Source organism: Enterobacter sp. SENG-6 (assembly GCF_001605945.1).
Classification (GTDB): Bacteria; Pseudomonadota; Gammaproteobacteria; order Enterobacterales; family Enterobacteriaceae; genus Enterobacter; species Enterobacter cloacae.
Map to the genome: position 1 here is coordinate 46597 of NZ_LOMM01000017.1, position 26918 is coordinate 73514.

Annotated in this window: 23 protein-coding genes and 2 rRNA genes; 15 read left to right on the top strand and 10 right to left on the bottom strand. The window is 53.9% G+C overall.

The annotated features are described in order from the left end of the window. The first annotated feature begins 85 nt into the window (after nt 1-85). From yihU to ompL, 7 genes are all read left to right on the top strand, one after another. Nucleotides 86-976 carry a sulfolactaldehyde 3-reductase gene (gene yihU, locus AX755_RS10120; RefSeq protein WP_062856706.1) on the top strand — a complete coding sequence of 297 codons (891 nt, stop codon included), beginning with the start codon at nt 86-88 and terminating at the stop codon, nt 974-976. A 17-nt stretch (nt 977-993) separates the two neighbouring features. Next, nucleotides 994-1869 carry a sulfofructosephosphate aldolase gene (yihT, locus tag AX755_RS10125; RefSeq protein WP_062856707.1) on the top strand — a complete coding sequence of 292 codons (876 nt, stop codon included), beginning with the start codon at nt 994-996 and terminating at the stop codon, nt 1867-1869. A 14-nt stretch (nt 1870-1883) separates the two neighbouring features. Further along, a complete protein-coding gene (gene yihS / locus AX755_RS10130; RefSeq protein WP_013099370.1) occupies nt 1884-3125 on the top strand; it encodes a sulfoquinovose isomerase in 1242 nt (413 codons plus the stop codon). A 17-nt stretch (nt 3126-3142) separates the two neighbouring features. After that, nucleotides 3143-5167, top strand: coding sequence for an alpha-glucosidase (locus AX755_RS10135; protein ID WP_062856708.1), 2025 nt, complete (start codon nt 3143-3145; stop codon nt 5165-5167). Nucleotides 5168-5212: 45 nt separating this feature from the next. Next, nucleotides 5213-6595: an MFS transporter gene (locus tag AX755_RS10140; RefSeq protein ID WP_038985321.1), complete on the top strand. Its 1383-nt coding sequence runs from the start codon at nt 5213-5215 to the stop codon at nt 6593-6595. Nucleotides 6596-6637: 42 nt separating this feature from the next. Continuing rightward, a complete protein-coding gene (locus tag AX755_RS10145; protein ID WP_062856709.1) occupies nt 6638-8062 on the top strand; it encodes an MFS transporter in 1425 nt (474 codons plus the stop codon). A 74-nt stretch (nt 8063-8136) separates the two neighbouring features. Then, the gene (gene ompL / locus AX755_RS10150) at nt 8137-8823 is read left to right on the top strand and encodes a porin OmpL (RefSeq protein WP_013099374.1); all 687 of its coding nucleotides are present in this window, start codon (nt 8137-8139) and stop codon (nt 8821-8823) included. A gap of 78 nt (nt 8824-8901) precedes the next feature. Here ompL and typA read toward each other — a convergent pair whose 3' ends face one another. Next, nucleotides 8902-10725, bottom strand: coding sequence for a ribosome-dependent GTPase TypA (gene typA / locus AX755_RS10155; protein WP_008501854.1), 1824 nt, complete (start codon nt 10723-10725; stop codon nt 8902-8904). Between the two features lie 386 nt (nt 10726-11111). Here typA and glnA point away from each other — a divergent pair, with 386 nt between their 5' ends. The 4 genes from glnA (at nt 11112) to AX755_RS25335 (ending at nt 15401) form a co-directional block, all read left to right on the top strand. Then, on the top strand, nt 11112-12521 hold the full coding sequence (gene glnA, locus AX755_RS10160) for a glutamate--ammonia ligase (protein WP_013099376.1): 1410 nt from the start codon (nt 11112-11114) through the stop codon (nt 12519-12521). A gap of 185 nt (nt 12522-12706) precedes the next feature. After that, on the top strand, nt 12707-13756 hold the full coding sequence (glnL, locus tag AX755_RS10165; RefSeq protein ID WP_008501857.1) for a nitrogen regulation protein NR(II): 1050 nt from the start codon (nt 12707-12709) through the stop codon (nt 13754-13756). A gap of 11 nt (nt 13757-13767) precedes the next feature. After that, nucleotides 13768-15180: a nitrogen regulation protein NR(I) gene (gene glnG / locus AX755_RS10170; RefSeq protein ID WP_013099377.1), complete on the top strand. Its 1413-nt coding sequence runs from the start codon at nt 13768-13770 to the stop codon at nt 15178-15180. 110 nt (nt 15181-15290) lie between these two features. After that, nucleotides 15291-15401 carry a YshB family small membrane protein gene (locus tag AX755_RS25335; RefSeq protein WP_032618432.1) on the top strand — a complete coding sequence of 37 codons (111 nt, stop codon included), beginning with the start codon at nt 15291-15293 and terminating at the stop codon, nt 15399-15401. A 67-nt stretch (nt 15402-15468) separates the two neighbouring features. Here the strand turns inward: AX755_RS25335 and hemN are convergent, their stop codons facing one another. Continuing rightward, on the bottom strand, nt 15469-16842 hold the full coding sequence (gene hemN / locus AX755_RS10180; protein ID WP_020686871.1) for an oxygen-independent coproporphyrinogen III oxidase: 1374 nt from the start codon (nt 16840-16842) through the stop codon (nt 15469-15471). 188 nt (nt 16843-17030) lie between these two features. After that, nucleotides 17031-17543 (bottom strand): Der GTPase-activating protein YihI, encoded by a 513-nt coding sequence (yihI, locus tag AX755_RS10185; protein WP_062856710.1) that lies wholly within the window; start codon nt 17541-17543, stop codon nt 17031-17033. Nucleotides 17544-18122: 579 nt separating this feature from the next. On the opposite strand from yihI, the gene yihA reads away from it, so the two are divergent. Continuing rightward, entirely contained in the window at nt 18123-18752 is a 630-nt protein-coding gene (gene yihA, locus AX755_RS10190; RefSeq protein ID WP_020686870.1) for a ribosome biogenesis GTP-binding protein YihA/YsxC, read from the top strand. 99 nt (nt 18753-18851) lie between these two features. Here yihA and AX755_RS26060 read toward each other — a convergent pair whose 3' ends face one another. Further along, on the bottom strand, nt 18852-18899 hold the full coding sequence (locus AX755_RS26060; protein ID WP_071892919.1) for a spot 42 RNA, inhibition of DNA synthesis: 48 nt from the start codon (nt 18897-18899) through the stop codon (nt 18852-18854). Between the two features lie 166 nt (nt 18900-19065). Further along, nucleotides 19066-21858: a DNA polymerase I gene (polA, locus tag AX755_RS10195; RefSeq protein WP_062856711.1), complete on the bottom strand. Its 2793-nt coding sequence runs from the start codon at nt 21856-21858 to the stop codon at nt 19066-19068. A 439-nt stretch (nt 21859-22297) separates the two neighbouring features. Between polA and AX755_RS10200 the strand changes: the two genes are divergently transcribed. Beyond that, nucleotides 22298-23206, top strand: a complete 909-nt coding sequence (locus AX755_RS10200; protein WP_062856714.1) for an acyltransferase — start codon at nt 22298-22300, stop codon at nt 23204-23206. Nucleotides 23207-23229: 23 nt separating this feature from the next. Here AX755_RS10200 and dsbA read toward each other — a convergent pair whose 3' ends face one another. The 3 genes from dsbA to AX755_RS10215 all read right to left on the bottom strand — a co-directional run bounded on the left by dsbA (nt 23230) and on the right by AX755_RS10215 (nt 25212). Beyond that, nucleotides 23230-23853 carry a thiol:disulfide interchange protein DsbA gene (dsbA, locus tag AX755_RS10205; protein WP_013099385.1) on the bottom strand — a complete coding sequence of 208 codons (624 nt, stop codon included), beginning with the start codon at nt 23851-23853 and terminating at the stop codon, nt 23230-23232. A gap of 27 nt (nt 23854-23880) precedes the next feature. Continuing rightward, nucleotides 23881-24867 (bottom strand): serine/threonine protein kinase, encoded by a 987-nt coding sequence (locus AX755_RS10210; RefSeq protein ID WP_062856712.1) that lies wholly within the window; start codon nt 24865-24867, stop codon nt 23881-23883. A 75-nt stretch (nt 24868-24942) separates the two neighbouring features. Next, complete coding sequence (locus tag AX755_RS10215; RefSeq protein ID WP_013099387.1) at nt 24943-25212, bottom strand: YihD family protein; 270 nt, start codon at nt 25210-25212, stop codon at nt 24943-24945. Between the two features lie 68 nt (nt 25213-25280). Here AX755_RS10215 and mobA point away from each other — a divergent pair, with 68 nt between their 5' ends. Continuing rightward, nucleotides 25281-25865 carry a molybdenum cofactor guanylyltransferase MobA gene (mobA, locus tag AX755_RS10220; RefSeq protein WP_062856713.1) on the top strand — a complete coding sequence of 195 codons (585 nt, stop codon included), beginning with the start codon at nt 25281-25283 and terminating at the stop codon, nt 25863-25865. Further along, a complete protein-coding gene (mobB, locus tag AX755_RS10225) occupies nt 25862-26365 on the top strand; it encodes a molybdopterin-guanine dinucleotide biosynthesis protein MobB (protein ID WP_062729269.1) in 504 nt (167 codons plus the stop codon). Before mobA ends, mobB begins: the two co-directional genes overlap by 4 nt. Nucleotides 26366-26445: 80 nt before the next feature. Here the strand turns inward: mobB and rrf are convergent. Both rrf and AX755_RS10235 read right to left on the bottom strand, forming a co-directional pair. Continuing rightward, nucleotides 26446-26561: ribosomal RNA gene (gene rrf / locus AX755_RS10230) — 5S ribosomal RNA — on the bottom strand. A gap of 187 nt (nt 26562-26748) precedes the next feature. Then, nucleotides 26749-26918: ribosomal RNA gene (locus AX755_RS10235) — 23S ribosomal RNA — on the bottom strand; the annotation flags it as partial.

Below are 26918 nucleotides of genomic sequence, written 5' to 3' on the forward strand. Positions count from 1 at the left end.
AATTTTTTGACTATAAATTACAAATACGATCAAAAACAGACAATATAAACGCGCAAAAATTGACACGATATGACAGGAGAGAGGCATGTCAGCAATCGCATTTATCGGTTTAGGGCAGATGGGCGCGCCAATGGCGAAGAATCTGTTGAAGCAAGGTCACCAGCTTCAGGTCTTTGATGTGAACCCGCAGGCGGTTCAGATCCTGGTGGAGAGCGGCGCGAAGGCGGCGGCAACGCCCGCGCAGGCCGCAACGGATGCCGAGTTCGTCATTACCATGCTGCCCAACGGCGACCTGGTGCGCAGCGTGTTGTTTGGCGAACACGGCGTTTGCGAAGGCTTATCTCGCAACGCGCTGGTGATCGATATGTCGACCATTCATCCCCTGCAAACCGACGCGTTGATCCGCGACATGGCCGGGCGTGGCTTCAGCCTGATGGACGTACCTGTCGGGCGCACCTCAGACCATGCCATCGCCGGCACGCTGCTCCTGCTGGCAGGCGGCACGGCGGAGCAGGTTGAGCGCGCCACCCCCGTCTTAATGGCGATGGGCAATGAACTGATTAACGCCGGCGGGCCGGGCATGGGCATCCGCGTGAAGCTTATCAATAACTACATGAGCATTGCGCTAAACGCCTTGTCCGCCGAGGCGGCCGTGCTGTGTGAAGCGCTCGGTCTCTCCTTTGAGGTGGCGCTCAAGGTCATGAGCGGCACGCCTGCAGGTAAAGGCCATTTCACCACCTCCTGGCCGAACAAGGTGCTGAAAGGGGATCTTTCACCCGCCTTCATGATCGACCTTGCACATAAAGATCTGGGGATCGCCCTGGACGTGGCCAACCAGCTCCACGTTCCGATGCCGCTGGGCGCGGCTTCCCGCGAAGTTTACAACCAGGCACGCGCCGCCGGGCGCGGGCGCGAAGACTGGACAGCCATTCTTGAACAGGTTCGCGCATCTGCCGGGCTGAAAAAATCACACTGATACGAAAGGACTGAGGAATGACGATGTACACCCTGAAAGATATCACCCGACCTTCCGGCGGTTTTGCGATGCTGGCCGTCGATCAGCGCGAAGCGATGCGCCTGATGTTTGCCGCAGCAGGTGCGCCGGTGCCGGTCACGGACCAGCATCTGACGGATTTTAAGGTCAGTGCGGCGAAAATTCTGTCGCCGTACGCCTCTGCCATTCTCGTCGACCAGCAGTTCTGCTATCGCCAGATTGTGGAGCAGCAGGCCGTAGCTAAAAGCTGCGCGCTGATTGTGGCGGCCGACGAGTTTATTCCTGGGAACGGTATTCCCGTCGACAGCGTGACGATCGACAAGAACGTCGATGCGCAGGCGGTCAAACGCGATGGCGGCAAGGCGCTGAAATTACTGGTGCTGTGGCGTAGCGATGAAGACGCGCAGCAGCGTCTTGAGATGGTGAAGGCATTTAACTCCCTGTGCCACGACAACGGCCTGCTGAGCATTATCGAGCCGGTGGTGCGTCCACCGCGTCGCGGCGCCGGGTTTAACCGCGAACAGGCGATTATCGATGCGGCCAAAGAGCTGGGTGACAGCGGTGCAGATCTCTACAAAGTGGAGATGCCGCTGTTGGGTAAAGGCACGCAGCAGGAACTGCTGACGGCCTCGAAGAAGCTGAACGAGCACATCGCCATGCCGTGGGTGATCCTCTCCTCCGGCGTGGACGAAAAATTATTCCCGCGCGCCGTGAGCGTTGCCATGCAGGCGGGGGCATCAGGCTTTTTAGCCGGTCGCGCCGTCTGGTCATCGGTGATTGGCCTGCCGGACACCGGGCTGATGCTTCGCGATATTTCCGTACCTAAACTGCAGCGTCTGGGTGAGATCGTCGACGAAATGATGGCTCGCCGTTGAGAAAGGACCCGAACATGAAATGGTTTAACACCCTGAGCCATAACCGCTGGCTCGAACAAGAGACCGACCGCATTCTTGATTTCGGTAAAAACGCAGCCGTACCGACCGGCTTCGGCTGGCTGGGCAATAACGGGCAGGTTCGCAGCGATATGGGCACGCATCTGTGGATCACCGCCCGTATGCTGCACGTTTACGCGGTGGCGGCGAACATGGGTCGTCCCGGTGCGTATGCCCTGGTTGAGCACGGCATCAATGCCCTGAACGGCCCGCTGCGCGACAAACAGTACGGCGGCTGGTACGCCTGTGTTAACGATGAAGGCGTGGTGGATGCCTCCAAGCAGGGCTATCAGCACTTCTTCGTACTGCTGGGCGCGGCGAGCGCCGTAACCACCGGACATCCGCAGGCGCGCAGGCTGCTGGACGACGCCATTGAGGTGATTGAGCGCTACTTCTGGAGCGAACAGGAGCAGATGTGCCTGGAATCCTGGGATGAAGCGTTCAGCAAAACGGAAGATTACCGCGGCGGTAATGCCAACATGCACGCCGTGGAAGCCTTCCTCATCGTGTATGACGTAACCCACGATCGTAAATGGCTCGACCGCGCCCTGCGCATCGCCTCGGTGATTATTCACGACGTGGCGCGCAAAGGTGAGTATCGCGTTAACGAGCATTTCGATACCAACTGGAACCCGATCCGCGACTACAACATCGATAATCCCGCCCACCGTTTTCGCGCCTACGGCGGCACACCAGGGCACTGGATTGAGTGGGGCCGCCTGATGCTGCACCTGCGTGCCGCGCTGGAAGCCCGCTTCGAAACCCCACCGGCGTGGCTGCTGGAAGACGCAAAAGGACTGTTCCACGCCACCATCCGCGATGCCTGGGCGCCAGACGGAGCCGATGGGTTCGTCTACTCCGTTGGCTGGGACGGCAAGCCTATCGTGCGCGAACGCGTGCGCTGGCCGATCGTCGAGGCGATGGGCACAGCGTATGCGCTCTACACCGTAACCGGCGAGGCGCAGTACGAAGCCTGGTATCAGAAATGGTGGGATTACTGCATCAAATACCTGATGGATTACGAGAACGGATCCTGGTGGCAGGAGCTGGACACCAACAACGAAGTGACCACCAAAGTCTGGGACGGCAAGCAGGATATTTACCACCTGCTGCACTGCCTGGTGATCCCCCGCCTGCCGCTGGCCCCGGGCTTAGCCCCTGCCGTAGCCGCCGGATTATTGGATAGCCAGGCCAAATAATAAAGACGGAGTTTTCTATGCGTACCCTACACAATATTGATCTGAAAAATAACGAACATGGCTTCACCCTGCGCTGGCAGGACCGTCTGATTTTATCCCACTCCACCGATGAACCTTGCCTGTGGATCGGCGCGGGCGTTGCCGATATCGAAATGTTTCGCGGCAACTTCAGCATCAAAGACAAGCTCAACGAAAAAATCGCTCTAACGGACGCGACCGTTACACAGCAAAGCGCAGGCTGGGCGATCCGCTTTACCCGTGGCGATGCGGTGAGCGCGACGCTGCTGGTGGGTGTGGATGCGGAAGGCCGTCTGGAACTGAAGCTGAAAAATGATGCCACCTGTCACAACCGCATCTGGCTGCGGCTGGCGGCCCAGCCTGAAGATCATATCTACGGCTGCGGCGAGCAGTTCTCGTACTTTGATCTGCGCGGAAAGCCGTTCCCGCTGTGGACCAGCGAACAGGGGGTGGGCCGCAATAAGCAGACCTACGTGACCTGGCAGGCCGACTGCAAAGAGAATGCGGGCGGCGATTATTACTGGACCTTCTTCCCCCAGCCTACCTTCGTGAGCACCCAGAAGTACTACTGCCACGTGGATAACAGCTGCTACATGAACTTCGACTTCAGCGCACCGGATTTCCACGAACTGGCGTTCTGGGAAGATAACGCCACGCTGCGCTTCGATTGTGCAGGAACCTACGTCGATCTGCTGGAAAAACTCACCGGCCTGCTGGGGCGTCAGCCGGAGCTGCCGGACTGGGTTTACGACGGCGTGACGCTGGGCATTCAGGGCGGCACCGGGGTGTGTCAGCACAAGCTCGACGTCATGCGTCAGGGCGGGGTGAAGGTGAACGGCATCTGGGCGCAGGACTGGTCCGGCATCCGCATGACCTCCTTTGGCAAACGCGTGATGTGGAACTGGAAGTGGAACAGCGAGCTGTATCCGCAGCTTAATGAGCGTATTGCACAGTGGAAACAGGAAGGCGTGCAGTTCCTCTCCTATATCAACCCGTACGTCGCCAGCGACAAAGATCTCTGTGAAGAGGCGGCAAAACGCGGCTATCTGACCAAAAATGCCGACGGCAAGGACTACCACGTCGAGTTTGGCGAGTTTTACGCGGGCGTCATCGACCTGACCAACCCGGAAGCCTACGGCTGGTACAAAGAGGTGATCAAAAAGAACCTGATCGAACTGGGCTGCAGTGGCTGGATGGCCGATTTTGGCGAATATCTGCCAACCGATACCTTCCTGCATAACGGCGTCAGCGCGGAGATCATGCATAACGCCTGGCCTTCCCTGTGGGCCAAATGTAACTACGAGGCGCTGGAAGAGACCGGCAAGCTCGGCGAGATCCTGTTCTTCATGCGCGCAGGTTATACCGGCAGCCAGAAGCACTCGGTGATGATGTGGGCGGGAGATCAGAACGTCGACTGGAGCCTGGACGACGGTCTGGCGTCCGTCGTACCTGCTGCGCTGTCTCTGGCGATGACTGGTCACGGGCTGCACCACAGCGACATCGGCGGCTATACCACCCTGTTCGAGATGAAACGCACCAAAGAGCTGTTGCTGCGCTGGTGCGACTTCAGCGCCTTTACGCCGATGATGCGTACCCACGAAGGTAACCGCCCGGGTGACAACTGGCAGTTCGACGGCGACGTCGAAACCATCGCGCACTTTGCACGTATGACCACCGTGTTTACCACCCTGAAGCCGTACATCAAAGCTGCGGTTGCGCAGAACGCGAAAAGTGGCCTGCCGGTGATGCGCCCGTTGTTCCTGCATTATGAAGACGACGCGCGCGCCTACACGCTGAAATACCAGTACCTGTTTGGCCGCGATCTGCTGGTGGCACCGGTTCATGAAGAGGGCCGCCACGACTGGACGCTCTATCTGCCGCAGGACAACTGGGTGAATGTGTGGACGGGTGAAACCTGCCAGGGCGGTGAGGTGACCGTTGCTGCCCCGCTCGGCAAACCGCCGGTCTTCTATCGCCAGCAAAGCGAATGGGCAGATCTGTTTAATACCTTACGTCATATCTGATAAGGCTCGCCCGCGGGGAAACCTGCGGGCAGACGGAGAACAATAATGAGTCAACATACTTCTGATCCGGCAACCCTACGCCTGCCGTTTAAAGAAAAACTCGCCTACGGGATGGGCGATCTCGGCTCTAACATCCTGCTGGATATCGGCACGCTGTATCTGCTGAAGTTTTATACCGACGTGCTGGGCCTGCCGGGTACCTACGGCGGGATCATCTTCCTGATTGCCAAATTCTTTACCGCCTTCACCGATATGGGCACCGGGATCATGCTCGACTCCCGGCGCAACATCGGCCCGAAAGGGAAATTCCGCCCGTTCGTGCTGTATGCCGCCTTCCCGGTGACCTTGCTGGCGATTGCCAACTTCGTCGGCACGCCGTTTGAAATCACCGGTAAAACAGTGATGGCAACGGTGCTGTTCATGCTGTACGGCCTGTTCTTCAGCATGATGAACTGCTCTTACGGCGCGATGGTGCCCGCCATTACCAAAAACCCGGACGAGCGCGCCTCGCTGGCCGCCTGGCGTCAGGGCGGCGCCACGCTTGGCTTGCTGCTCTGTACCGTCGGTTTTGTCCCGGTAATGAACCTGATTGAGGGCAACGATCAGCTTGGCTATATCTTTGCCGCCACGCTTTTCTCGCTGTTCGGGCTGTTCTTTATGTGGTGGTGCTACAAGGGCGTGACCGAGCGTTACGTCGAGACGCAGCCTGCTCATTCGGCGCAAAAACCGGGGCTGTTGCAGTCGTTTCGCGCCATTGCCGGAAACCGTCCGCTGTTTATCCTGTGCATCGCCAACCTCTGCACGCTGGGTGCCTTTAACGTCAAACTCGCCATCCAGGTTTACTACACGCAGTACGTGCTGAACGACCCGATCCTGCTGTCTTACATGGGTTTCTTCAGCATGGGCTGTATTTTTATCGGCGTCTTTATGATGCCCGGCGCGGTGCGGCGCTTCGGCAAGAAAAAAGTCTATATCGGCGGGCTGATGGTTTGGGTGGCGGGCGATCTGCTCAACTACTTCTTCGGCGGCGGCTCGGTGAGCTTTGTGGCGTTCTCCTGCCTGGCCTTCTTCGGCTCCGCGTTCGTGAACAGCCTGAACTGGGCGCTGGTATCCGATACCGTGGAATACGGCGAGTGGCGCACCGGCGTGCGATCTGAAGGAACGGTTTACACCGGCTTTACCTTCTTCAGGAAGGTATCTCAGGCACTGGCGGGCTTCTTCCCGGGGATCATGCTCACGCAAATTGGCTATGTGCCCAACGTGGTGCAATCCGCCGGAACGGTTGAAGGACTGCGGCAGCTGATTTTTATCTATCCGAGCCTGCTGGCGGTCATCACCATTGTGGCGATGGGCTGTTTCTACAATCTCAACGAGAAGATGTATGTGCGCATCGTGGAAGAGATCGAACTGCGTAAACGTACGGCATAAATGACGAGATAGAGCGCCCTGCGGGCGCTCTGAGGATCGACCATGACACATAACACTGATCCGTTAACCCTGAAATTGAGCCTGCGAGAGAAGTGCGCCTACGGGATGGGCGATTTTGGCTCGAATCTGATGCTGTGTATTGGCACGCTGTATCTGCTGAAGTTTTACACCGACGAACTGGGCATGCCCGCCTTCTATGGCGGCATTATTTTCCTGGTAGCGAAGTTTTTTACCGCGTTCACCGACATGCTGACCGGCGTGCTGCTGGACACCCGGCGTAACATCGGCGCGAAGGGAAAATTCCGGCCATTCATTCTTTATGCCTCCGTCCCGGTGGCGCTGGTCGCGACGGCGCAGTTTATGGCCAACGACTTTAGCCTGACGGTGAAAACGGCGCTCGCCACCGTACTCTTCATGATGTTTGGCCTCTGCTATAGCCTGATGAATTGCGCCTACGGTGCGATGGTCCCGGCCATCACCAAAAACCCGAACGAGCGCGCGCAGCTTGCGGCGTGGCGTCAGGGCGGCGCAACCGTGGGGCTGTTGCTCTGCACCGTCGGCTTTATGCCCATTCAGGCGCTGTTCGTCAGCCAGCCCTCCCTCGGCTATCTGGTGGCGGCGCTGGTGTTCGTCACCGGTGGCCTGTTCTGCATGTGGTGGTGCTACAGCGGCGTGAAAGAGCGCTACGTGGAGCTTACGCCCGATCACCATAAGCCCGGCATTCTGAAATCATTCTGCGCGATTTTCCGCAATCCGCCGCTGCTGGTGTTGTGTATCGCCAACCTGTGTACCCTTGCCGCGTTTAACATCAAGCTGGCGATTCAGGTCTATTACACCCAGTACGTGCTAAACGATCTGCATTTGCTGTCGTGGATGGGCTTTTTCAGCATGGGATGCATTCTGATTGGCGTGTTTCTGGTGCCCGGCGCGGTGAAGCGCTTTGGCAAAAAACCGGTCTATCTGGGCGGGCTGGCGCTGTGGGCGGTGGGCGACGTGCTGAACTTCTTCTGGGGGACCAGTTCCCTGCTGTTCGTGCTGTTTTCCTGCATGGCGTTTTTCGGCACGGCGTTTGTGAACAGCCTGAACTGGGCACTGGTACCGGATACCGTTGATTACGGCGAGTGGAAAACAGGCATTCGTGCTGAAGGGTCGGTTTATACCGGCTATACCTTCTCACGCAAAATCTCTGCCGCCCTCGCCGGTTTTCTGCCTGGCATCATGCTGACCCAGATTGGCTACGTTCCCCATGCGGTGCAGAGCGCTGGCACGCTACTTGGCCTGCGTCAGCTTATTTTCCTCTGGCCGTGCGGCCTGGCCGTCGTTGCCGCCGTGACCATGGGGCTGTTTTATAAACTCAACGAAGCGCGCTTCGCCTTTATTATCGAGGAGATTGGAAAACGGAAAAAACAAACCGCGAATACCCCTGAGATAACCACCAACAATAAAGCGTCAGCAGTCACTTTATAACAATAAAACCGGCCACTATGTCCTTCCTGTTCATCAGGAGGGAGGCCTTTCTGTACCTGATACATGGACAAATTATGAAAAGAATCATTACTGTACTGATCGTGTCGTCTGTCTCCTGCCCGGTATTTGCCGGGGCTTATGTCGAAACCCGCGAAGCATACAATACGGCCTCTGAGCTGCACGAGGTGATCCTGCGTGCAGGCTATAACTTCGATATGGGCGCGGGGCTGATGTTCACCAATGCCTATAACGTGGGGAAATGGGATGAGCTTAAGCACAGCTATAACGAAATAGAGGGGTGGTATCCGCTCTTTAAACCCACCGACAAGCTCACCTTCCAGCCCGGCGGATTGATTAACGACAGCAGCGCAGGATCGGGTGGTGCGGTCTATTTAGATACCAATTATAAATTTACGGACGGGTTCAACCTGACGTTCCGCTATCGCTATAACCATAACAATTACGATACGCCGGACTATAACGGGCAGATGGATAAGAACGATACGCATGAGTTTGCTAACTACTGGAATTTCAAAGTGACGGATGCGTTTTTTTATACCTTTGAACCGCACTTTTTCCAGCGGGTGAATGATTACCACAGCAAAAATGGCAAAGATCATCACTGGGAAATTACCAATAAATTCAGCTACAAGATCGACAAAAACTGGCTGCCATATCTTGAACTGCAGTGGCTGGACAGATGGAATGATTACAACCGGGAGCAGTACCGGATTCGCCTGGGATTGCGGTATTCGTTCTAATAAAAAAGCCGCTGAGCAATCAGCGGCTTTTTACTGCCGGGCGGCGCATGCGCTTACCCGGCTAACGGATTGACCGTATTACTCTTCTTTCGCACCGCGCATTGCACGTTTACGATCGTTCTCGGTCAGGTGACGTTTACGGATACGGATAGACAGTGGAGTCACTTCTACCAGTTCGTCGTCATCGATGAATTCCAGAGCCTGCTCCAGCGTCATTTTGATCGGTGGAACCAGAACCGTTGCTTCGTCAGTACCGGACGCACGCATGTTGGTCAGTTTCTTACCGGTCAGGCAGTTTACCGTCAGGTCGTTAGAACGACTGTGAATACCGATGATCTGGCCTTCATACACTTCAGCACCGTGACCCAGGAACAGCTTACCGCGATCCTGCAGACCGAACAGCGCAAACGCAACCGCTTTACCCTGACCGTTAGAGATCAGCACGCCGTTGTTACGCTGGCCCACTTCACCCGGACGTACGTCGTCGTAGTGGCTGAAGGTGGAGTACAGCAGACCGGTACCGGAAGTCATGGTCATGAACTCAGAACGGAAGCCGATCAGGCCACGGCTTGGGATCACGTAGTCGAGACGTACGCGGCCTTTGCCATCTGGATTCATGTTTTTCAGGTCGCCTTTACGCTCACCCAGAGCCTGCATCACAGAACCCTGGTGCTGCTCTTCAACGTCCAGCGTTACGTTTTCGAACGGCTCTTGTTTACGGCCGTCGATTTCGCGGAAGATAACTTTCGGACGGGAAACCGCCATCTCGAAACCTTCACGACGCATGTTTTCGATCAGAACAGACAGGTGCAGTTCACCACGACCGGATACGCGGAAGGCATCAGCGTCTTCCGTTTCTTCAACGCGCAGCGCAACGTTGTGCACCAGCTCTTTGTTCAGGCGGTCAAGGATCTGACGAGAGGTAACGAATTTACCTTCTTTACCACAGAACGGAGAGGTGTTGACGTTGAAGAACATGGTTACCGTTGGTTCATCAACAGACAGGGCTGGCAGCGCTTCCACGTTCTGCGGGTCGCAGATGGTGTCAGAGATGTTCAGCTCGCCCAGACCGGTGATCGCGATGATATCGCCCGCTTCAGCCAGATCGCTGTCGATACGCTCCAGACCCAGGTGAGTCAGCACTTTGCCCACTTTACCGTTACGGGTTTTGCCTTCGCTATCGATGATAGTAACCTGCTGGTTCGGCTTCACTTTACCGCGTTTGATGCGGCCGATACCGATAACGCCAACGTAGTTGTTGTAGTCCAGCTGGGAGATCTGCATCTGCAGAGGACCATCAAGATCAACATCCGGAGCCGGTACGTGATCGACAATCGCCTGATACAGCGGGGTCATGTCTTCCGCCATATCTTCGTGATCCAGACCCGCAATACCATTCAGCGCCGAAGCGTAGATGATAGGGAAGTCCAGCTGCTCGTCGGTCGCGTCAAGGTTAACGAACAGGTCGAACACCTGATCAACAACCCAGTCAGGACGTGCGCCAGGACGGTCAACCTTGTTGATAACAACAATAGGCTTCAGGCCATGGGCAAATGCTTTTTTGGTCACGAAACGCGTTTGCGGCATTGGGCCGTCAAAGGCGTCAACCACCAGCAGCACGGAATCCACCATGGACATCACGCGCTCAACTTCACCACCGAAGTCGGCGTGCCCTGGGGTATCAACGATGTTGATACGGTAGTCATTCCATTTGATAGCGGTGTTTTTCGCGAGGATGGTAATCCCACGCTCTTTCTCCAAATCGTTGGAGTCCATCACACGCTCTTGAGTTTCGGCACGTGCATCAAACGTACCGGATTGCTGCAGCAGCTTATCAACCAGGGTAGTTTTACCATGGTCAACGTGCGCGATGATGGCGATGTTACGCAAATTTTCGATCACAACTTTGCCTCAGGCATTAGAAATAGCGCGTTATTGTACACGGATTAATCGCACTACAAAACAGGATCACAAACATCCCCCGCAAACAAGTATTGCAGAGATGCTTTGTGATCGCTTTCACGGAGCGTAAAAAGGGCACTTTAACGAAAATTGCACCAATATGGTGCTCAGTGTTCACACTGAAGCACTATACTGGTGCAACATAACCATTGTGGTGCAGCACTTTTGCACTATGGTGCGCATGATAACGCCTTTTTGGGGTGTTTTAAAAGTTGGCACAGATTTCGCTTTATAAAAATACGGCAAAAAGATGGCCTCATAGCCACCTTGATAGAAGTTGAAGACCTCGTTACCACGACGACAATGACCAATCTGGAGAGTTAAGTATGTCCGCTGAACACGTTTTGACGATGCTGAACGAACATGAAGTGAAGTTTGTTGATCTGCGCTTCACCGATACTAAAGGTAAAGAACAGCACGTCACTATTCCTGCTCATCAGGTAAACGCCGAATTCTTTGAAGAAGGCAAAATGTTTGACGGCTCCTCCATTGGTGGCTGGAAAGGCATTAACGAATCTGACATGGTTCTGATGCCAGACGCGACCACGGCGGTCATTGATCCGTTCTTCGAAGAGCCAACCCTGATCATCCGTTGCGATATCCTCGAGCCAGGCACGCTGCAGGGCTACGACCGTGACCCACGCTCCATCGCTAAACGTGCAGAAGAGTACCTGCGTTCTACCGGCATCGCAGACACCGTTCTGTTCGGGCCAGAGCCAGAATTCTTCCTGTTCGATGACATTCGTTTCGGTGCCTCTATCTCTGGCTCCCACGTGGCTATCGACGACATCGAAGGTGCATGGAACTCCTCCACCAAATACGAAGGTGGTAACAAAGGTCACCGTCCTGGCGTGAAAGGCGGTTACTTCCCGGTTCCTCCGGTCGATTCTTCACAGGACATCCGTTCCACCATGTGTCTGGTGATGGAAGAGATGGGCCTGGTAGTTGAAGCTCACCACCACGAAGTGGCGACTGCTGGTCAGAACGAAGTGGCAACCCGCTTCAACACCATGACCAAAAAAGCGGACGAAATTCAGATCTACAAATACGTTGTGCACAACGTTGCACACCGTTTCGGTAAAACCGCGACCTTCATGCCAAAACCAATGTTTGGCGACAACGGTTCCGGTATGCACTGCCACATGTCCCTGTCCAAGAACGGTACCAACCTGTTCTCTGGTGACAAATATGCAGGTCTGTCTGAGCAGGCGCTGTACTACATTGGCGGCGTAATCAAACACGCTAAAGCGATCAACGCCCTGGCGAACCCAACCACCAACTCTTACAAGCGTCTGGTCCCAGGCTACGAAGCACCTGTTATGCTGGCTTACTCAGCGCGTAACCGTTCTGCTTCTATCCGTATCCCGGTGGTGGCTTCTCCTAAAGCGCGTCGTATCGAAGTGCGCTTCCCGGATCCAGCAGCTAACCCATACCTGTGCTTCGCAGCACTGCTGATGGCCGGTCTGGACGGTATCAAGAACAAGATCCACCCAGGCGAAGCAATGGACAAAAACCTGTATGACCTGCCGCCAGAAGAAGCGAAAGAGATCCCACAGGTTGCAGGCTCTCTGGAAGAAGCCCTGCAAGCACTGGACGCAGACCGCGAGTTCCTGACTGCGGGTGGCGTGTTCACTGACGACGCTATCGATGCTTACATCGCCCTGCGTACTGAAGAGAACGACCGCGTGCGCATGACTCCGCATCCGGTTGAATTCGAACTGTACTACAGCGTTTAAGTTACAACGGGTTTCGCGCCACCCTTCAGGCGCGGCCCCGAAAGCTTTTTTTTGTTGCCGTGGAAACTTTCAGCCCATCTCCGGATGGGCTTTTTTCTCCACCAACAACCTGATCTCACGCGCTTTTTACGACGAAAAAGCTATACTGCACTAAATTAGTGCAACCAACTCCAGGAGACTGCTGAATGGCAACTGGCACGCTGCCCGATGCTGGGCAGATCCTCAATTCGTTAATTAACAGCATTTTGCTGGTCGACGACGAGCTGGCTGTTCATTACGCCAACCCGGCGGCGCAGCAACTGCTCGCCCAAAGCGCACGCAAACTGTTTGGCACTCCGCTGCCAGAATTATTGAGCTATTTTTCGCTGAACATTGGCCTGATGCAGGAAAGTCTGCAGGCCGGTCAGGGGTTCACCGATAACGAAGTGACGCTGGTGATCGACGGGCGCTCGCATATTTTGTCGCTTACCGCGCAACGTCTTCCTGAAGGGCTGATCCTGCTCGAAATGGCACCGATGGACAATCAGCGCCGACTGAGCCAGGAGCAACTTCAGCATGCGCAGCAAATTGCTGCCCGCGATCTGGTGCGGGGCCTGGCGCATGAAATCAAAAACCCACTGGGCGGATTACGCGGGGCGGCGCAGCTGTTAACCAAAGCGCTGCCGGACCCTGCGCTGGCGGAGTATACCAACGTCATCATTGAGCAGGCCGATCGTCTGCGTAACCTGGTTGACCGCCTGCTCGGGCCGCAACAGCCGGGTATGCACGTCACCGAAAGCATTCATAAAGTGGCTGAACGGGTGGTGAAGCTCGTCTCAATGGAGCTGCCGGAGAACGTTACGCTGGTGCGTGATTATGACCCCAGCCTGCCGGAACTGGCGCACGATCCGGACCAAATTGAGCAGGTCCTGCTGAATATTGTGCGTAATGCGCTGCAGGCTCTGGGACCGGAAGGCGGCGAAATCATTTTGCGTACCCGAACCGCATTCCAGCTCACCTTGCATGGCGTGCGCTATCGGCTGGCGGCACGCATCGACGTTGAGGACAACGGGCCGGGGATCCCATCTCATCTGCAGGACACCCTGTTCTACCCGATGGTCAGCGGTCGCGAAGGCGGTACCGGGCTGGGATTATCCATTGCCCGCAGTTTGATCGATCAACACTCTGGAAAAATTGAATTTACCAGTTGGCCGGGACATACCGAGTTTTCGGTTTTCCTGCCGATTAAAAAATAAAGGTGACGTTTATGCAACGAGGGATAGTCTGGGTAGTCGATGACGATAGCTCCATCCGTTGGGTGCTTGAACGCGCGCTCACAGGGGCGGGATTAAGCTGCACGACGTTTGAGAGCGGCAGCGAAGTGCTCGACGCACTCACCACCAAAACGCCGGATGTTCTGCTGTCGGATATTCGTATGCCGGGTATGGACGGGCTGGCGCTTTTAAAGCAGATCAAACAACGCCACCCTATGCTTCCGGTCATCATAATGACGGCACACTCCGATCTGGATGCCGCCGTTAGCGCCTATCAGCAAGGGGCATTCGACTACCTGCCCAAGCCATTTGATATCGACGAAGCGGTCGCGCTGGTTGAGCGCGCCATTAGCCATTACCAGGAGCAGCAACAGCCCCGTAATGCGCCCGATTTCGGCCCTACCACGGACATCATTGGCGAAGCACCGGCGATGCAGGATGTGTTTCGCATTATTGGCCGTCTGTCGCGTTCGTCCATCAGCGTATTGATTAATGGCGAATCGGGCACCGGTAAAGAGCTGGTCGCGCACGCCTTACATCGCCATAGCCCGCGGGCAAAAGCGCCGTTTATCGCCCTGAATATGGCGGCTATCCCGAAAGATTTGATTGAATCCGAACTGTTCGGCCACGAAAAAGGCGCCTTTACCGGAGCGAATACCATTCGTCAGGGCCGCTTCGAACAGGCTGACGGGGGGACATTATTCCTGGATGAAATTGGCGATATGCCGCTGGATGTTCAGACCCGTCTTCTGCGCGTGCTGGCCGACGGACAGTTTTATCGCGTGGGCGGGTATGCGCCGGTGAAAGTGGATGTACGCATTATTGCCGCGACACACCAGAACCTGGAGCAACGCGTGCAGGAGGGAAAATTCCGTGAGGATTTATTCCATCGCCTGAACGTCATCCGCGTCCATCTACCGCCGCTACGTGAACGTCGCGAAGATATCCCTCGCCTGGCGCGTCACTTCCTGCAGGTCGCCGCGCGTGAACTGGGCGTAGAAGCCAAACAGCTTCACCCGGAAACCGATGCCGCCCTCACCCGCCTGGCCTGGCCGGGTAACGTGCGTCAGCTGGAAAATACCTGTCGCTGGCTCACCGTCATGGCCGCCGGACAGGAGGTCTTGATTCAGGATCTGCCGGCCGAGCTGTTTGAAGCAACTGCCCCTGAAAGCAGTACGGGTCATGCGCTGCCGGACAGCTGGGCGACGCTGCTGGCGCAGTGGGCCGATCGCGCGCTGCGTTCCGGTCATCAAAATTTGCTCTCTGAGGCGCAGCCTGAGATGGAACGCACGCTGTTAACCACCGCGCTTCGTCATACGCAGGGCCATAAACAGGAAGCAGCCCGCCTGCTGGGATGGGGACGTAATACCCTGACGCGTAAGCTTAAAGAGCTGGGAATGGAGTAATCTTCACCGCTGTGTAAAGATTACTAATTGAGCGCAAATTGCCGTTATTTTGCGCTTTACTGTGTCGATGAGTTTTGTATGATCGTGCCCGGAAATTGGGGGTGAACATCATGCTGGAAACATTAGTACATATGCTCTCTAGCGGAGCCGCAGAAAGCCATACGCCGCAAACCGCAGTTGCTGCAGTATTGTGTGCGGCGCTGGTTGGTCTGTTTAGCTAGCGGGTAAAAATGTAAAAGCCGGGTGGCGGCTTCGCCTTACCCGGCCTACGTTTCATGCTTTTGCGGCTTAAATCACCCGCGAGAACTGCTGCATACGCGCTTTCTGCCGAAGGTAAGCGTCAAAGCACATGCAGATATTACGAATCAATAAACGCCCTTTCGGCGTGACCTCAATCGCATTCTCCGACACATCCACCAGCCCGTCCTTCGCCAGCGGTGCCAGCAGCTTCAGGTCTTCTGCAAAATAATCGCTGAAGTGCAGATCCCACTGCGACTCAACGTCGCTGAAATCGAGACGGAAGTTGCAGATAAGCGCCTTAATCACATCACGACGAATGCAGTCGTCACGTGTTAACGCGATGCCGCGCCACAGCGCGTTGCCCTTTTCATCCACCTGCTGATAGTAGAGCTTCAACTCTTTCTGGTTTTGCGCGTAGCAATCGCCAATCATGCTGATGGCGGAAACGCCCATCCCCAGCAAATCGGTATCGCCCTGGGTGGTATAGCCCTGGAAATTACGGTGCAGTACCCCTTCGCGCTGAGCAACAGCCAGCTCGTCATCCGGACGGGCAAAGTGATCCATACCGATAAACTGATAGCCGGTCTCGGTCAGCGAGGTAATGGTTTCCTGGAGAATATCCAGTTTCTGTTGAGCAGAAGGCAGATCGGCATCTTTGATTTTGCGCTGCGCGGCAAAGAGCGTCGGCAGATGCGCATAGTTGAACACGCTCAGGCGGTCCGGGTTAAGTTCAGCCACGCGTTTCAGCGTAAAAGCAAAGCTCTCCGGCGTCTGCTTTGGCAGGCCGTAAATCAGATCGATATTGGTTGAGGTGAAACCAATTTCACGCGCATGGTTGAGTAAGGCAAAGATAAATTCTTCGTCCTGTTCACGGTTCACCAGACGCTGGACCTCTTTATTGAAGTCCTGAACACCCATACTCAGGCGATTGAAGCCTTCGGCACGTAAATGATCCAGCACATCCAGCTCAATTTCACGCGGATCGACCTCGATCGAGATTTCGGCGTCGTCATTAAAATGGAAATTGCCGCGAAGAAGCGCCATCAAACGGCTGATCTGCGCTTTATTCAGATAGGTTGGCGTACCGCCGCCCCAGTGAAGCTGGCTGACGTGACGGCCAGTAAACAACGGCGCGCGGTGCAAAATTTCCTGCTCCAGCGCATCCAGATACTGATCGGCTTTATGCTGCTGACGGGTGACAATTTTATTGCAGCCGCAGAAGTAGCAGAGCTTATGGCAGAACGGAATATGGACGTAGAGCGACAGCGGGCGTTCTGGATAGCGCGCGACGGCCTGCTGAAAATCACCCTCGCCGAAGGCATCGGAGAACTCCAGCGCGGTGGGGTATGAGGTGTAACGCGGCCCGGAATAGTTATATTTCTGGATCAGGGCCAAATCCCAGTCGATAGATGGTACAGACATGCTCACTCCTTCCGTTGGTGTCGCGTTCGTATACGGCGGCCCGTTCTGGCCCCATTGCGGACCATCATTCGGGTGCGCAGCCACTTCTGTCGCCGCGACAACCGCCGTAGTTTAACGAATAACCACACCAGATAACATATAACCGGAAGGGTTATAAGCAGGACTATCGTTCCTGCCGGGTGCAAATGTTAGTTTCCACCCTTCAGAAGACGCATCATATCTTCCTGCTTTTCATCTTCTTCATCTTCGTCATCGTCGTATGACAGGCCCAACTTCTGCATCAGTTCGTCGATGCGATCCAGTTTGGCATCCACCCAGGACTGCTCTTCAGCGGTCAGGGTTTCACCCTCTTCAAGACGTTCCAGCAGCGCGTCCAGGCGCTCATCGTTCTCCAGCAAATCCAGCTCAGCCTGCGGTGAAAGCATAGGTTTCTCGCTCTTTGGTTTGTGCTGCTTAGTGACCGGGGTGTCTGTCACGCCCAGTGGAATGGGAGTTTTACTGCCGATACGTGGATCTTTCTGCGGCTTATTTTTAGCAGAAGCGCCAGATGCACCGCCACCGTTTGCACGGCTACCCGCAGCATGACCGCGATGTTTTTTTTCGCGTTTGCGATCGCGCGCTTCCTGGTTCAGTTCTTCGCGCGTTTTGCGGCGTGCTTTGGCAGGGCGTTTCGCGCCCGCTGCGGAGGTCGGTTTTTTCATGATGTTTTATCTTTAAGTCGTTTTCTTCAGTATAGAATTGCGGCGAAATCTAGCAGAAAGCAAGCAAAGAAAAAAGGCGACAGAGCAATCTGTCGCCTTTTTTCCTGACTCATAACCCTTAACGGGTCAGACATTCCGTGTTTGCCTACAACAAACCCTGTTTATCCGTTGGCTGATACCGTCCGTGATACGGTTCCTTTTCCTGTTAAAACGCCTCCAGGCGCTGGTCATCCTGACAATCCTGCGTCTTCGCCTCCTGGCGCTCCTGACCCTTATCCCTAAGTCATTATCCTGTTGGCATCCCCGCCTTGACGCACACTTTACCTTGTTCATTTAAACTAACAAGCAACGAAAGGGTACAAAAACGGATTTTCAGATAATCACTCAATATTAATCTTATGATTTAAAACAGTTTGTATTTTTTTACACCTGCGATTTCTCTGAAATTTCTCATAACATCTATAGCCGATGTCTCACATCGGCCAGGGCTTAAGCCTACAGACCAGGTGCAATCAAAAAAGCCTTTTGCCTGCATTCAGGTATAATCCCCCGCAGATTACGATTTTTGGAGACGACCACGTGACTACCTGGAACTACCAACAGACGCATTTTGTCACCAGTGCGCCCGATATTCGCCACCTGCCCTCTGATACCGGCATCGAAGTGGCCTTTGCTGGCCGCTCGAATGCGGGGAAATCCAGCGCACTGAATACGCTGACCAATCAGAAGAACCTGGCGCGTACCTCAAAAACACCTGGCCGTACCCAGCTGATTAACCTGTTTGAAGTGGCCGAAGGAAAACGCCTGGTCGATTTACCGGGGTACGGTTACGCGCAGGTACCGGAAGAGATGAAGATCAAGTGGCAGCGCGCGCTGGGTGAATACCTGGAAAAGCGCATGTGCCTGAAAGGCCTGGTGGTGCTGATGGATATTCGCCACCCGCTGAAAGACCTTGATCAGCAGATGATCGACTGGGCTGTGGCAAGCGATATTGCCGTTCTGGTGCTGCTGACAAAAGCGGATAAACTGGCGAGCGGCGCGCGTAAAGCGCAGGTGAATATGGTTCGTGAAGCGGTACTGGCATTCAACGGAGATGTGCAGGTTGAAGCGTTCTCCTCGCTGAAAAAGCAGGGTGTGGATAAGCTGCGTCAGAAGCTCGACAGCTGGTTCAGTGAGCTGGAGCCCGCAACAGAAGCGGAAGAAGAGTAATACCGGGCGCGGCCATGGCCGCGCTTTTTTTTTGTCCGAAATTTTCTTTGCCGCAATAAAAAACGCCCCAGTCATTACTGACTGGGGCGGCTAAAATATTCAGCCAAATCCGATTACGTGAAGTAAAAGGTCTGAAAGATAGAACATCTTACCTCTGTACCCTACGCCGCTAACTCTACCCCTTTTTTTGCTGCAGAAAAAGCACTTTTTGTAGTTTTTTTTCATTCTTTACATAGGGAATTCTAATGATCGTCACAAAACGCACGTCGTTATGTTGCTAACTTACATAAAAAGCGCGTTATTCGCCGAACCATTAGTGAGCCTGATCCCAGTTTTCACCACTTCCCACTTCCACCAGCAACGGCACATCGAGTTTCATGCTGTTTTCCATCAGTTCGTGGATCGTCTTCGACACGCTATCGAGATCGTCTTTGTGCACTTCGAACACCAGTTCATCGTGTACCTGCATGATCATTTTCACGCGCGGTTTCTCTTTTTCCAGCCAGGCATCCACGGCGATCATCGCGCGCTTGATGATGTCAGCTGCGGTTCCCTGCATCGGGGCGTTGATTGCAGCACGTTCTGCCCCGGCGCGCCGCGCCGCGTTGCTGGATTTAATGTCGGGTAAGTAGAGACGACGACCGTCCAGGGTTTCAACGTAGCCTTTTTCCTTCGCCTGCGCGCGGGTGCGTTCCATATATTCCAGTACGCCCGGATATCGCTCGAAGTAGAGATCCATATACTTCTGCGACTCTTTACGCGGAATATTGAGCTGGCGTGAAAGACCGAAGGCGCTCATGCCGTATATCAGGCCGAAGTTGATTGCTTTCGCGCTGCGGCGTTGCTCGTTTGTCACGCTGTCCAGCGGCAGACCAAAGACTTCCGCAGCGGTTGCCCGGTGGATGTCCTTCCCTTCGGCAAAGGCCGTCAACAGGCCCTTATCACGCGAGAGGTGCGCCATAATGCGCAGCTCGATTTGCGAGTAGTCAGCAGAAACAATCAGATAGTCATCAGGTGCAATAAACGCCTGACGAATGCGACGCCCTTCTTCATTTCGTACCGGAATGTTCTGCAGGTTCGGATCGGTCGAGGAGAGACGTCCGGTGGCCGCCACAGCCTGATGGTATGAAGTATGCACACGACCCGTTTTCGGGTTGATCATCAACGGCAGCTTATCGGTGTAAGTCGATTTCAGCTTTGCCAGACCACGGTACTCCAGAATGACTTTGGGCAGTGGATAATCCAGCGCCAGCTCCTCCAGCACCTCTTCAGAGGTGGACGGTGCGCCGCCAGGGGTTTTCTTCAGCGGTTTGATCCCCTGCTTTTCAAACAGGATGGTTTGCAGCTGTTTTGGCGATGAGAGGTTAAACGGCTCACCGGCAAGCTCATGCGCCTTTTGCTCCAGTTCGGTCAGACGCTGGGCGAGTTCGCCCGAATGGTTATGCAGAACCGTCGGATCGATTTTTACGCCGTTGCGCTCGATGCGTGAAAGGACAGGTACCAGCGGCATCTCAATGTTCTGAAACACATTCAGCGGCCCTTCGTGCTTCTGCAGTTTTGGCCACATTTTCAGGTGCAGCTGCAGCGTGACGTCGGCATCTTCTGCCGCATAGCGTCCCGCCTCTTCCAGCGCAATCTGGTTGAAGGTGAGCTGATTTTTGCCCTTGCCGGCAATCTCTTCAAACGTGATGGTTTTGTGCTTTAACCAGCGGTCAGACAGGGAGTCCATATCATGACGGCCTGCTACGCTGTCCAGAATGTAGGATTCCAGCATGGTATCAAACGCGATACCGCGCAGCTCAATACCGTAGTTTTGCAGAATACCGCGGTCGTATTTGAGGTTTTGCCCCACCTTCAACGCGTTGTCGTCTTCCAGAATCGGCTTCAGCAGTTCCAGCACGCGTTCGCGAGAGAGTTGCTCCGGTGCGTCCAGGTAATCGTGCGCGACAGGAACATAGGCAGCGATACCCGGCTCTGTCGCAAAGGACAGGCCCACCATATTGGCGGTAATGTTATCCAGACTGTCGGTTTCCGTGTCGAAAGCAAACACCGGTGCTTTTTTCAGTTTCTCGATCCAGGCAACCAGCTGTGACTCTTCAAGAATGGTTTCGTAGTGCTCAAAAGAGAGCGCTGCGGCTTCTTCTTCAGCCTGATCGTCGGCATCAATGACAATCGTCTCTTTTGGCTTCGCAGCCGGTTTGGCGCCTTTTGCCTGCAGCCATTTACCGGCTTCCACGTCGGTGGTCCAGCGCTTAAATTCGTATTTCTTAAACAGACTCAGCAGGTCATCCGCTGACGGTTGCTGTACCTCAAGCTGCTCACATCCCAGATCCAGCTCAACATCGGTTTTAATCGTCGCCAGCTTATAGGAGAGATAAGCCACCTCTTTATTCTCTTCCAGCTTCCCGGCCATGGTTTTTGCGCCACGGAAGGAGAGCCCGGCGATTTTGTCAGACTCCGCATACAGCGTATCCAGCCCGCCCAGTCCCTGAAGGAGTGCCTGTGCCGTTTTTTCGCCAACGCCTGGCACGCCTGGGATGTTATCCGATGAGTCGCCCATCAACGCGAGGAAATCGATAATCAACTCTGGCGGCACGCCATATTTTGCGACCACCTCTTCAGGGCCGAGGATGGTGTTGGTCATGGTGTTAATCAGGGTGATCCCTGGCGTCACCAGCTGCGCCATATCTTTATCACCAGTACTGATGAGAACCGGACGGCCCATTTTTTCGGCTTCACGCGCCAGGGTGCCAATCACGTCATCCGCTTCAACACCAGAAACCGCCAGCAGTGGCAGCCCCATCGCTTTCACCATCGCGTGCAGCGGCTCAATCTGCGCACGCAGATCGTCAGGCATTGGCGGACGGTGAGATTTGTAATGCTCAAACAACTCGTCGCGGAAAGTTTTGCCTTTCGCGTCAAAAACGACTGCCGCATGGGTTGGCTGATACTGAAGGATCAGGCTACGCAGCATGTTAAGTACACCGTACATCGCGCCGGTGGGTTCCCCTGCGCTATTGGTCAGAGGAGGAAACGCATGATACGCCCGATACAGGTAAGAAGAGCCGTCGACGAGAATAAGAGGGTTTTCTGGGATCTGAACCATAATGTCCGTGCCTTTAATCAATTTATGACTAAAGGATGCCACAGAAGGATGAAAACATCAGTTATTAGCGCCTGATACAGGAAAAGATTTTACGATCGTGAGGATCGCTCGCAAAATTTAAACTGTGGATAAGTTTGTGAATACTTTCACTTCATATGACTAACAAACGCAAAAAAAGCGTGAGGCTACATAATTATCATTTATTTATCAATTAGTTATGTGAGTATGGTGATTTATATTGCTAGCTAATGAGAATATAGCATATGTGGATATATGCCCGGTTTGCTGCGTAATAGTAGTGAAATCTTCTGCAGCGAGATGCTGCCTGTCAACTCTCCGTATGAAAGCCCCATTATTTTGTCTGATTTCTGATAAAATCAGCGCCCTGCACCGGATAGTCGGTCGCTAACTTACAGCTAACCATTTGAAAAAGCTCATCATGTCGAGATTGCTCGCTGCAATAACATTACTGTTAAGCATCATTTTAACTATTCTGGTAACGATCGCCTGTTCTGTACCGATCATCATCGCCGGGATAATTAAACTGCTGTTACCTTTGCCTACGGTTTGGCGAGCCGTGTCGGCGTTTTGTAATTTCATGATGTACTGCTGGTGCGAAGGGTTGGCCATCCTGCTGCGCCTGAATCCTCACCTGAAGTGGGACGTTGAGGGTCTGGAAAGACTCAACAAAAAGAACTGGTATCTGCTGATCTGTAATCACCACAGCTGGGCCGACATCGTGGTGTTATGTGTGCTGTTCCGTAAGCATATCCCGATGAACAAATACTTCCTGAAGCAACAGCTGGCCTGGGTACCGTTTATCGGCCTGGCCTGCTGGGCGCTGGATATGCCGTTTATGAAACGCTATTCGCGCAGCTATTTGATTCGCCACCCGGAGCGGCGTGGTAAGGATGTGGAAACGACGCGTCGTTCCTGCGAGAAGTTTCGCGCACATCCGACAACGATTGTGAATTTTGTCGAAGGCTCGCGGTTTACCGAAGAGAAGCGTCTTCAGACTCGCTCTCCTTATCAGAACCTGCTGCCACCCAAGGCGGCGGGTATTGCCATGGCGCTTAACGTGCTGGGGGCACAGTTCGATAAATTACTGAACGTGACGCTCTGCTATCCGGAAAACGATAAGACGCCTTTCTTCGATATGCTCAGCGGCAAGCTGACGCGTATCGTGGTTCGTGTCGATCTGGTGCAAATTGATACCGAACTGCATGGGGATTACGTTAACGATAAGAACTTCAAACGTCGTTTCCAGCTTTGGCTTAATACGCTCTGGAAAGAGAAAGATGAGCAGATAGAGAACATCAAAGCTTCAAACAAAAACGCCGGTCATTGACCGGCGTTTTTATATCATTGGGTTTACTTCTTCTCGACCAGGTATTTCACGGTGTCTGCGTACTGCTGTACGAAGATATCCATGCTGCTGGTGTCCATGCCCTGCATGTTCAGCTGATATTTGCCGTTAACATACATCGCCGGAACGCCCTGGAGCTGCAGATCGGCTGCGGCTTTTTCCTGTTGAGCAACCAGAGATTTCACGACAAAGCTGTTCCACGCGGCGTCGTAGTCTTCACCTTTCACGCCTGCGTCAACGAACACTTTACGAATATCTGCTGCGGTCTGGACGGTCTGGGTTTTCTGCACCGCTTCAAACATAGGGGAGGTGATCTTATCTTCCACACCCAGCGCAATCGCAACCGCCCACGCCTGAGTCAGGTCTTTACCCAATGGGCCCAGGAACTCAACGTGGTATTTAGTCATTTTGGTGCCTTCCGGCAGCTTTTTCTTCACGTTGTCAGCAACATGCAGCACCTGCTCAAACTCATAGCAGTGTGGGCAATAGAACGAGAAGAACTCGAGAACCTGTGGCTCGCCAGCGACGGGCTTGTCCAGCGTGATGTACTGTTTGCCGTCGGTAAACTGTGCAGCAGAAGCGCTAAATGCCAGAATCATACCTGCCAGCGCCAGCCAAATTTTTTTCATGATTAACTCTCTCCTGGGTGTGTCCAATTAATACATCGGCGTTAGTTGCAGTGGGGGTTCCTGAAGAACCTTAACCTGCTCAGTAAATGTGGATATCTGGCTGCGCCAGTAATCCTCTCCGGTAAGCCACGGGAAATTACGAGGAAATGCGGGATCATCCCAACGCCTGATTAACCATGCGAGATAATAAACAAAACGCATCGCACGTAAAGGTTCTATCAGGGCAATTTCGTCTGAATTAAAAGGGCTAAACTCTTCATAGGCTTCAATAATCGTTTCAAGCTGCATACGTTGCTCGGCTTTGTCGCCGTTGAGCAACATCCACAAATCCTGCACCGCTGGCCCCATCCGCGCATCATCGAGGTCAACAAACAGAGGGCCATCACGCCAGAGAATATTCCCGGCATGACAATCACCATGCAAACGCAGGACAGAAATATCATCGCGCCAGCAGGCTTTTACCGCCCCAATAAGTTTATCCGTCGCGCTGAGAAACGCGTCCTTTAACGCAGAGGGAATAAGCGCTGAGGTTTCGAAGACCTGGCGGGGCTCAATAAGGTATTCCTGAATACCGATAGTCGGGCGGGCAATAAACGACGTTTTGAGTCCGGTCTGGTGGATACGCCCCAGATAGCGGGCGACCCACTCCATTTGGTCGATATTATCCGCTTCAAACTGGCGGCCACCCAGACTGGGAAATACAGCGTAATAGAACCCTTCGTGCGTAAGCAGCGTTTGGTTATTGAATTTTATCGGTGCGGCAACAGGAACTTCATCATTCAGTAGATCGTGAGCAAACTGATGCTCTTCCTGAATTTGTTCAGCGAACCAGCGCTTGGGGCGATAGAACTTAACAACGAAGCGCTGGCGATCCTCGTCCTGGAATTGATAGACGCGGTTTTCGTAGCTATTTAGCGGGGTGAGCCCGGAATCCACCCGAATACCCTGCTCAAACAGCGCATCCATAATGGTATCCGGGTGTAATGTCTGGAAAGTAAAAGCCTGGTCGTTCATCCGATCATCCGGAAATTATACGAATGATTCAGGATATCATCTTGTGGCGATTTCGGTGCCGCCGCTTACAAGCTTTTACTCTTTAATTACGCCTCGGGCGCGCAGCAATGCGGTTTTAAAATCTTCCTCATAATCTTTCTGAATACCAGGAATAACAGCATCTTTGGCAGAGTCACGCATTTTGAGGTGATAGATCAGGATGTCGTCAGAAAGGTCTGTCAGTTCACCTTCAAAACCTGACTCTTTCGCCAGTTTCTGTAAAAATTGCATCAGATTCAGCTCTGGCTCTTTTTGCCAGGCTGGCTGGAGGAGTTCAATGACTTCATTCAGACGTTTACATTTCATGGTGGTGCTCCTTTCATTTAGAGTGACACGTTAGCAGGGTCAATCCCACAATAAAAGAGGCGATATTCGTGAATCCGGGTCAGGAAATCATCGGAGTGGTTCTGGCGGGTGGCAGGGCAACGCGCATGGCGGGAAAAGATAAGGGGCTTCAGCAGCTTAACGGTAAGCCACTTTGGCAGCATGTTGCTGACACGCTTGCAGATCAGGTTGCGGCAATGGCCATCAGTGCCAATCGCCATATCGATATTTATCAGCGCAGCGGATACCCCGTTTATCAGGATACTCTTGGGGATTACCCAGGACCGTTGGCCGGCATGCTCTCGGTCATGCAGCAGTCTGAGGCAGAGTGGTTTATTTTCTGCCCGTGTGATACGCCGTTTATTCCCTCCTGCCTTGTGGAGCGTCTCGTGCAATTTCGTGATGGTGCACCGGTTGTCTGGGTGCATGACGGTGAGCGCGACCATCCTGCTATTACGCTGATTCATAGATCATTAGTTCCAGCGCTGCAGGATTACCTGACGGCGGGAGAGCGAAGAGTCATGGTGTTTATGCGTCAGTCAGGCGGCCATTCCGTTGATTTTAGCGACTGGAAGTCTGCATTTGTGAACGTGAATACGACGGAAGATTTACAGACCATGCAGGAGAAAAAATGACGCCTGTTTTAGCTATCGCCGCCTGGAGTGGTACCGGGAAAACAACGCTGCTCAAAAAGCTGATACCCGCACTTTGTGCCAGAGGCATCCGCCCAGGGCTGATTAAGCATACCCACCACAATATGGACGTCGATAAACCGGGTAAAGACAGCTATGAACTGCGTAAGGCAGGTGCCGCGCAAACCATGGTGGCAAGTCGTGAGCGGTGGGCATTGATGACGGAAACGCCCGATGAAGCACCGCTGGATCTCGCGTATCTGGTCAGTCGGATGGATCACTCTACGCTTGATCTGGTGCTGGTTGAGGGATTTAAGCATGAGGCCGTTGCAAAGATCCTGCTGTTCAGAAGCGATGCCGGGCATGATGTTAGCGAGTTAACGCTGGATGAGTATGTCATTGCGGTGGCCAGCGATGTCGCTCTCGATGTTGAGGTTCCGGTGCTGGATTTAAATGATGAGGATGGGGTTGCTGAGTTTATTGTGGGGTGGTGTGCGGTCTGATGCTCTCTCCCGCAGGGTGAGGGAGAAAAACAAAAGCAAAAAACCCCGCACCTTACGGTACGGGGTTCTTCTTATTTGATGCCTGGCAGTTCCCTACTCTCACATGGGGAGACCCCACACTACCATCGGCGCTACGGCGTTTCACTTCTGAGTTCGGCATGGGGTCAGGTGGGACCACCGCGCTACAGCCGCCAGGCAAATTCCTGTGCTCTGTCCTGTGTCTTTTGGGCTGATACTGCGTTGGCTGCTCTCGTAAAGTCAGTCACATACCTCAGTATGCTCCTTCCTTTCCTTCGCTTGCCGCCTTGTCTCAGCGCAAAATCCTTCGGACTCTGAATCAAAGCTGAAAATCTGTCTCTTCGCCAAAACATCTTCGGCGTTGTAAGGTTAAGCCTCACGGTTCATTAGTATCGGTTAGCTCAACGCATCGCTGCGCTTACACACCCGACCTATCAACGTCATCGTCTTTAACGTTCCTTCAGGAGACTTAAAGTCTCAGGGAGAACTCATCTCGGGGCAAGTTTCGTGCTTAGATGCTTTCAGCACTTATCTC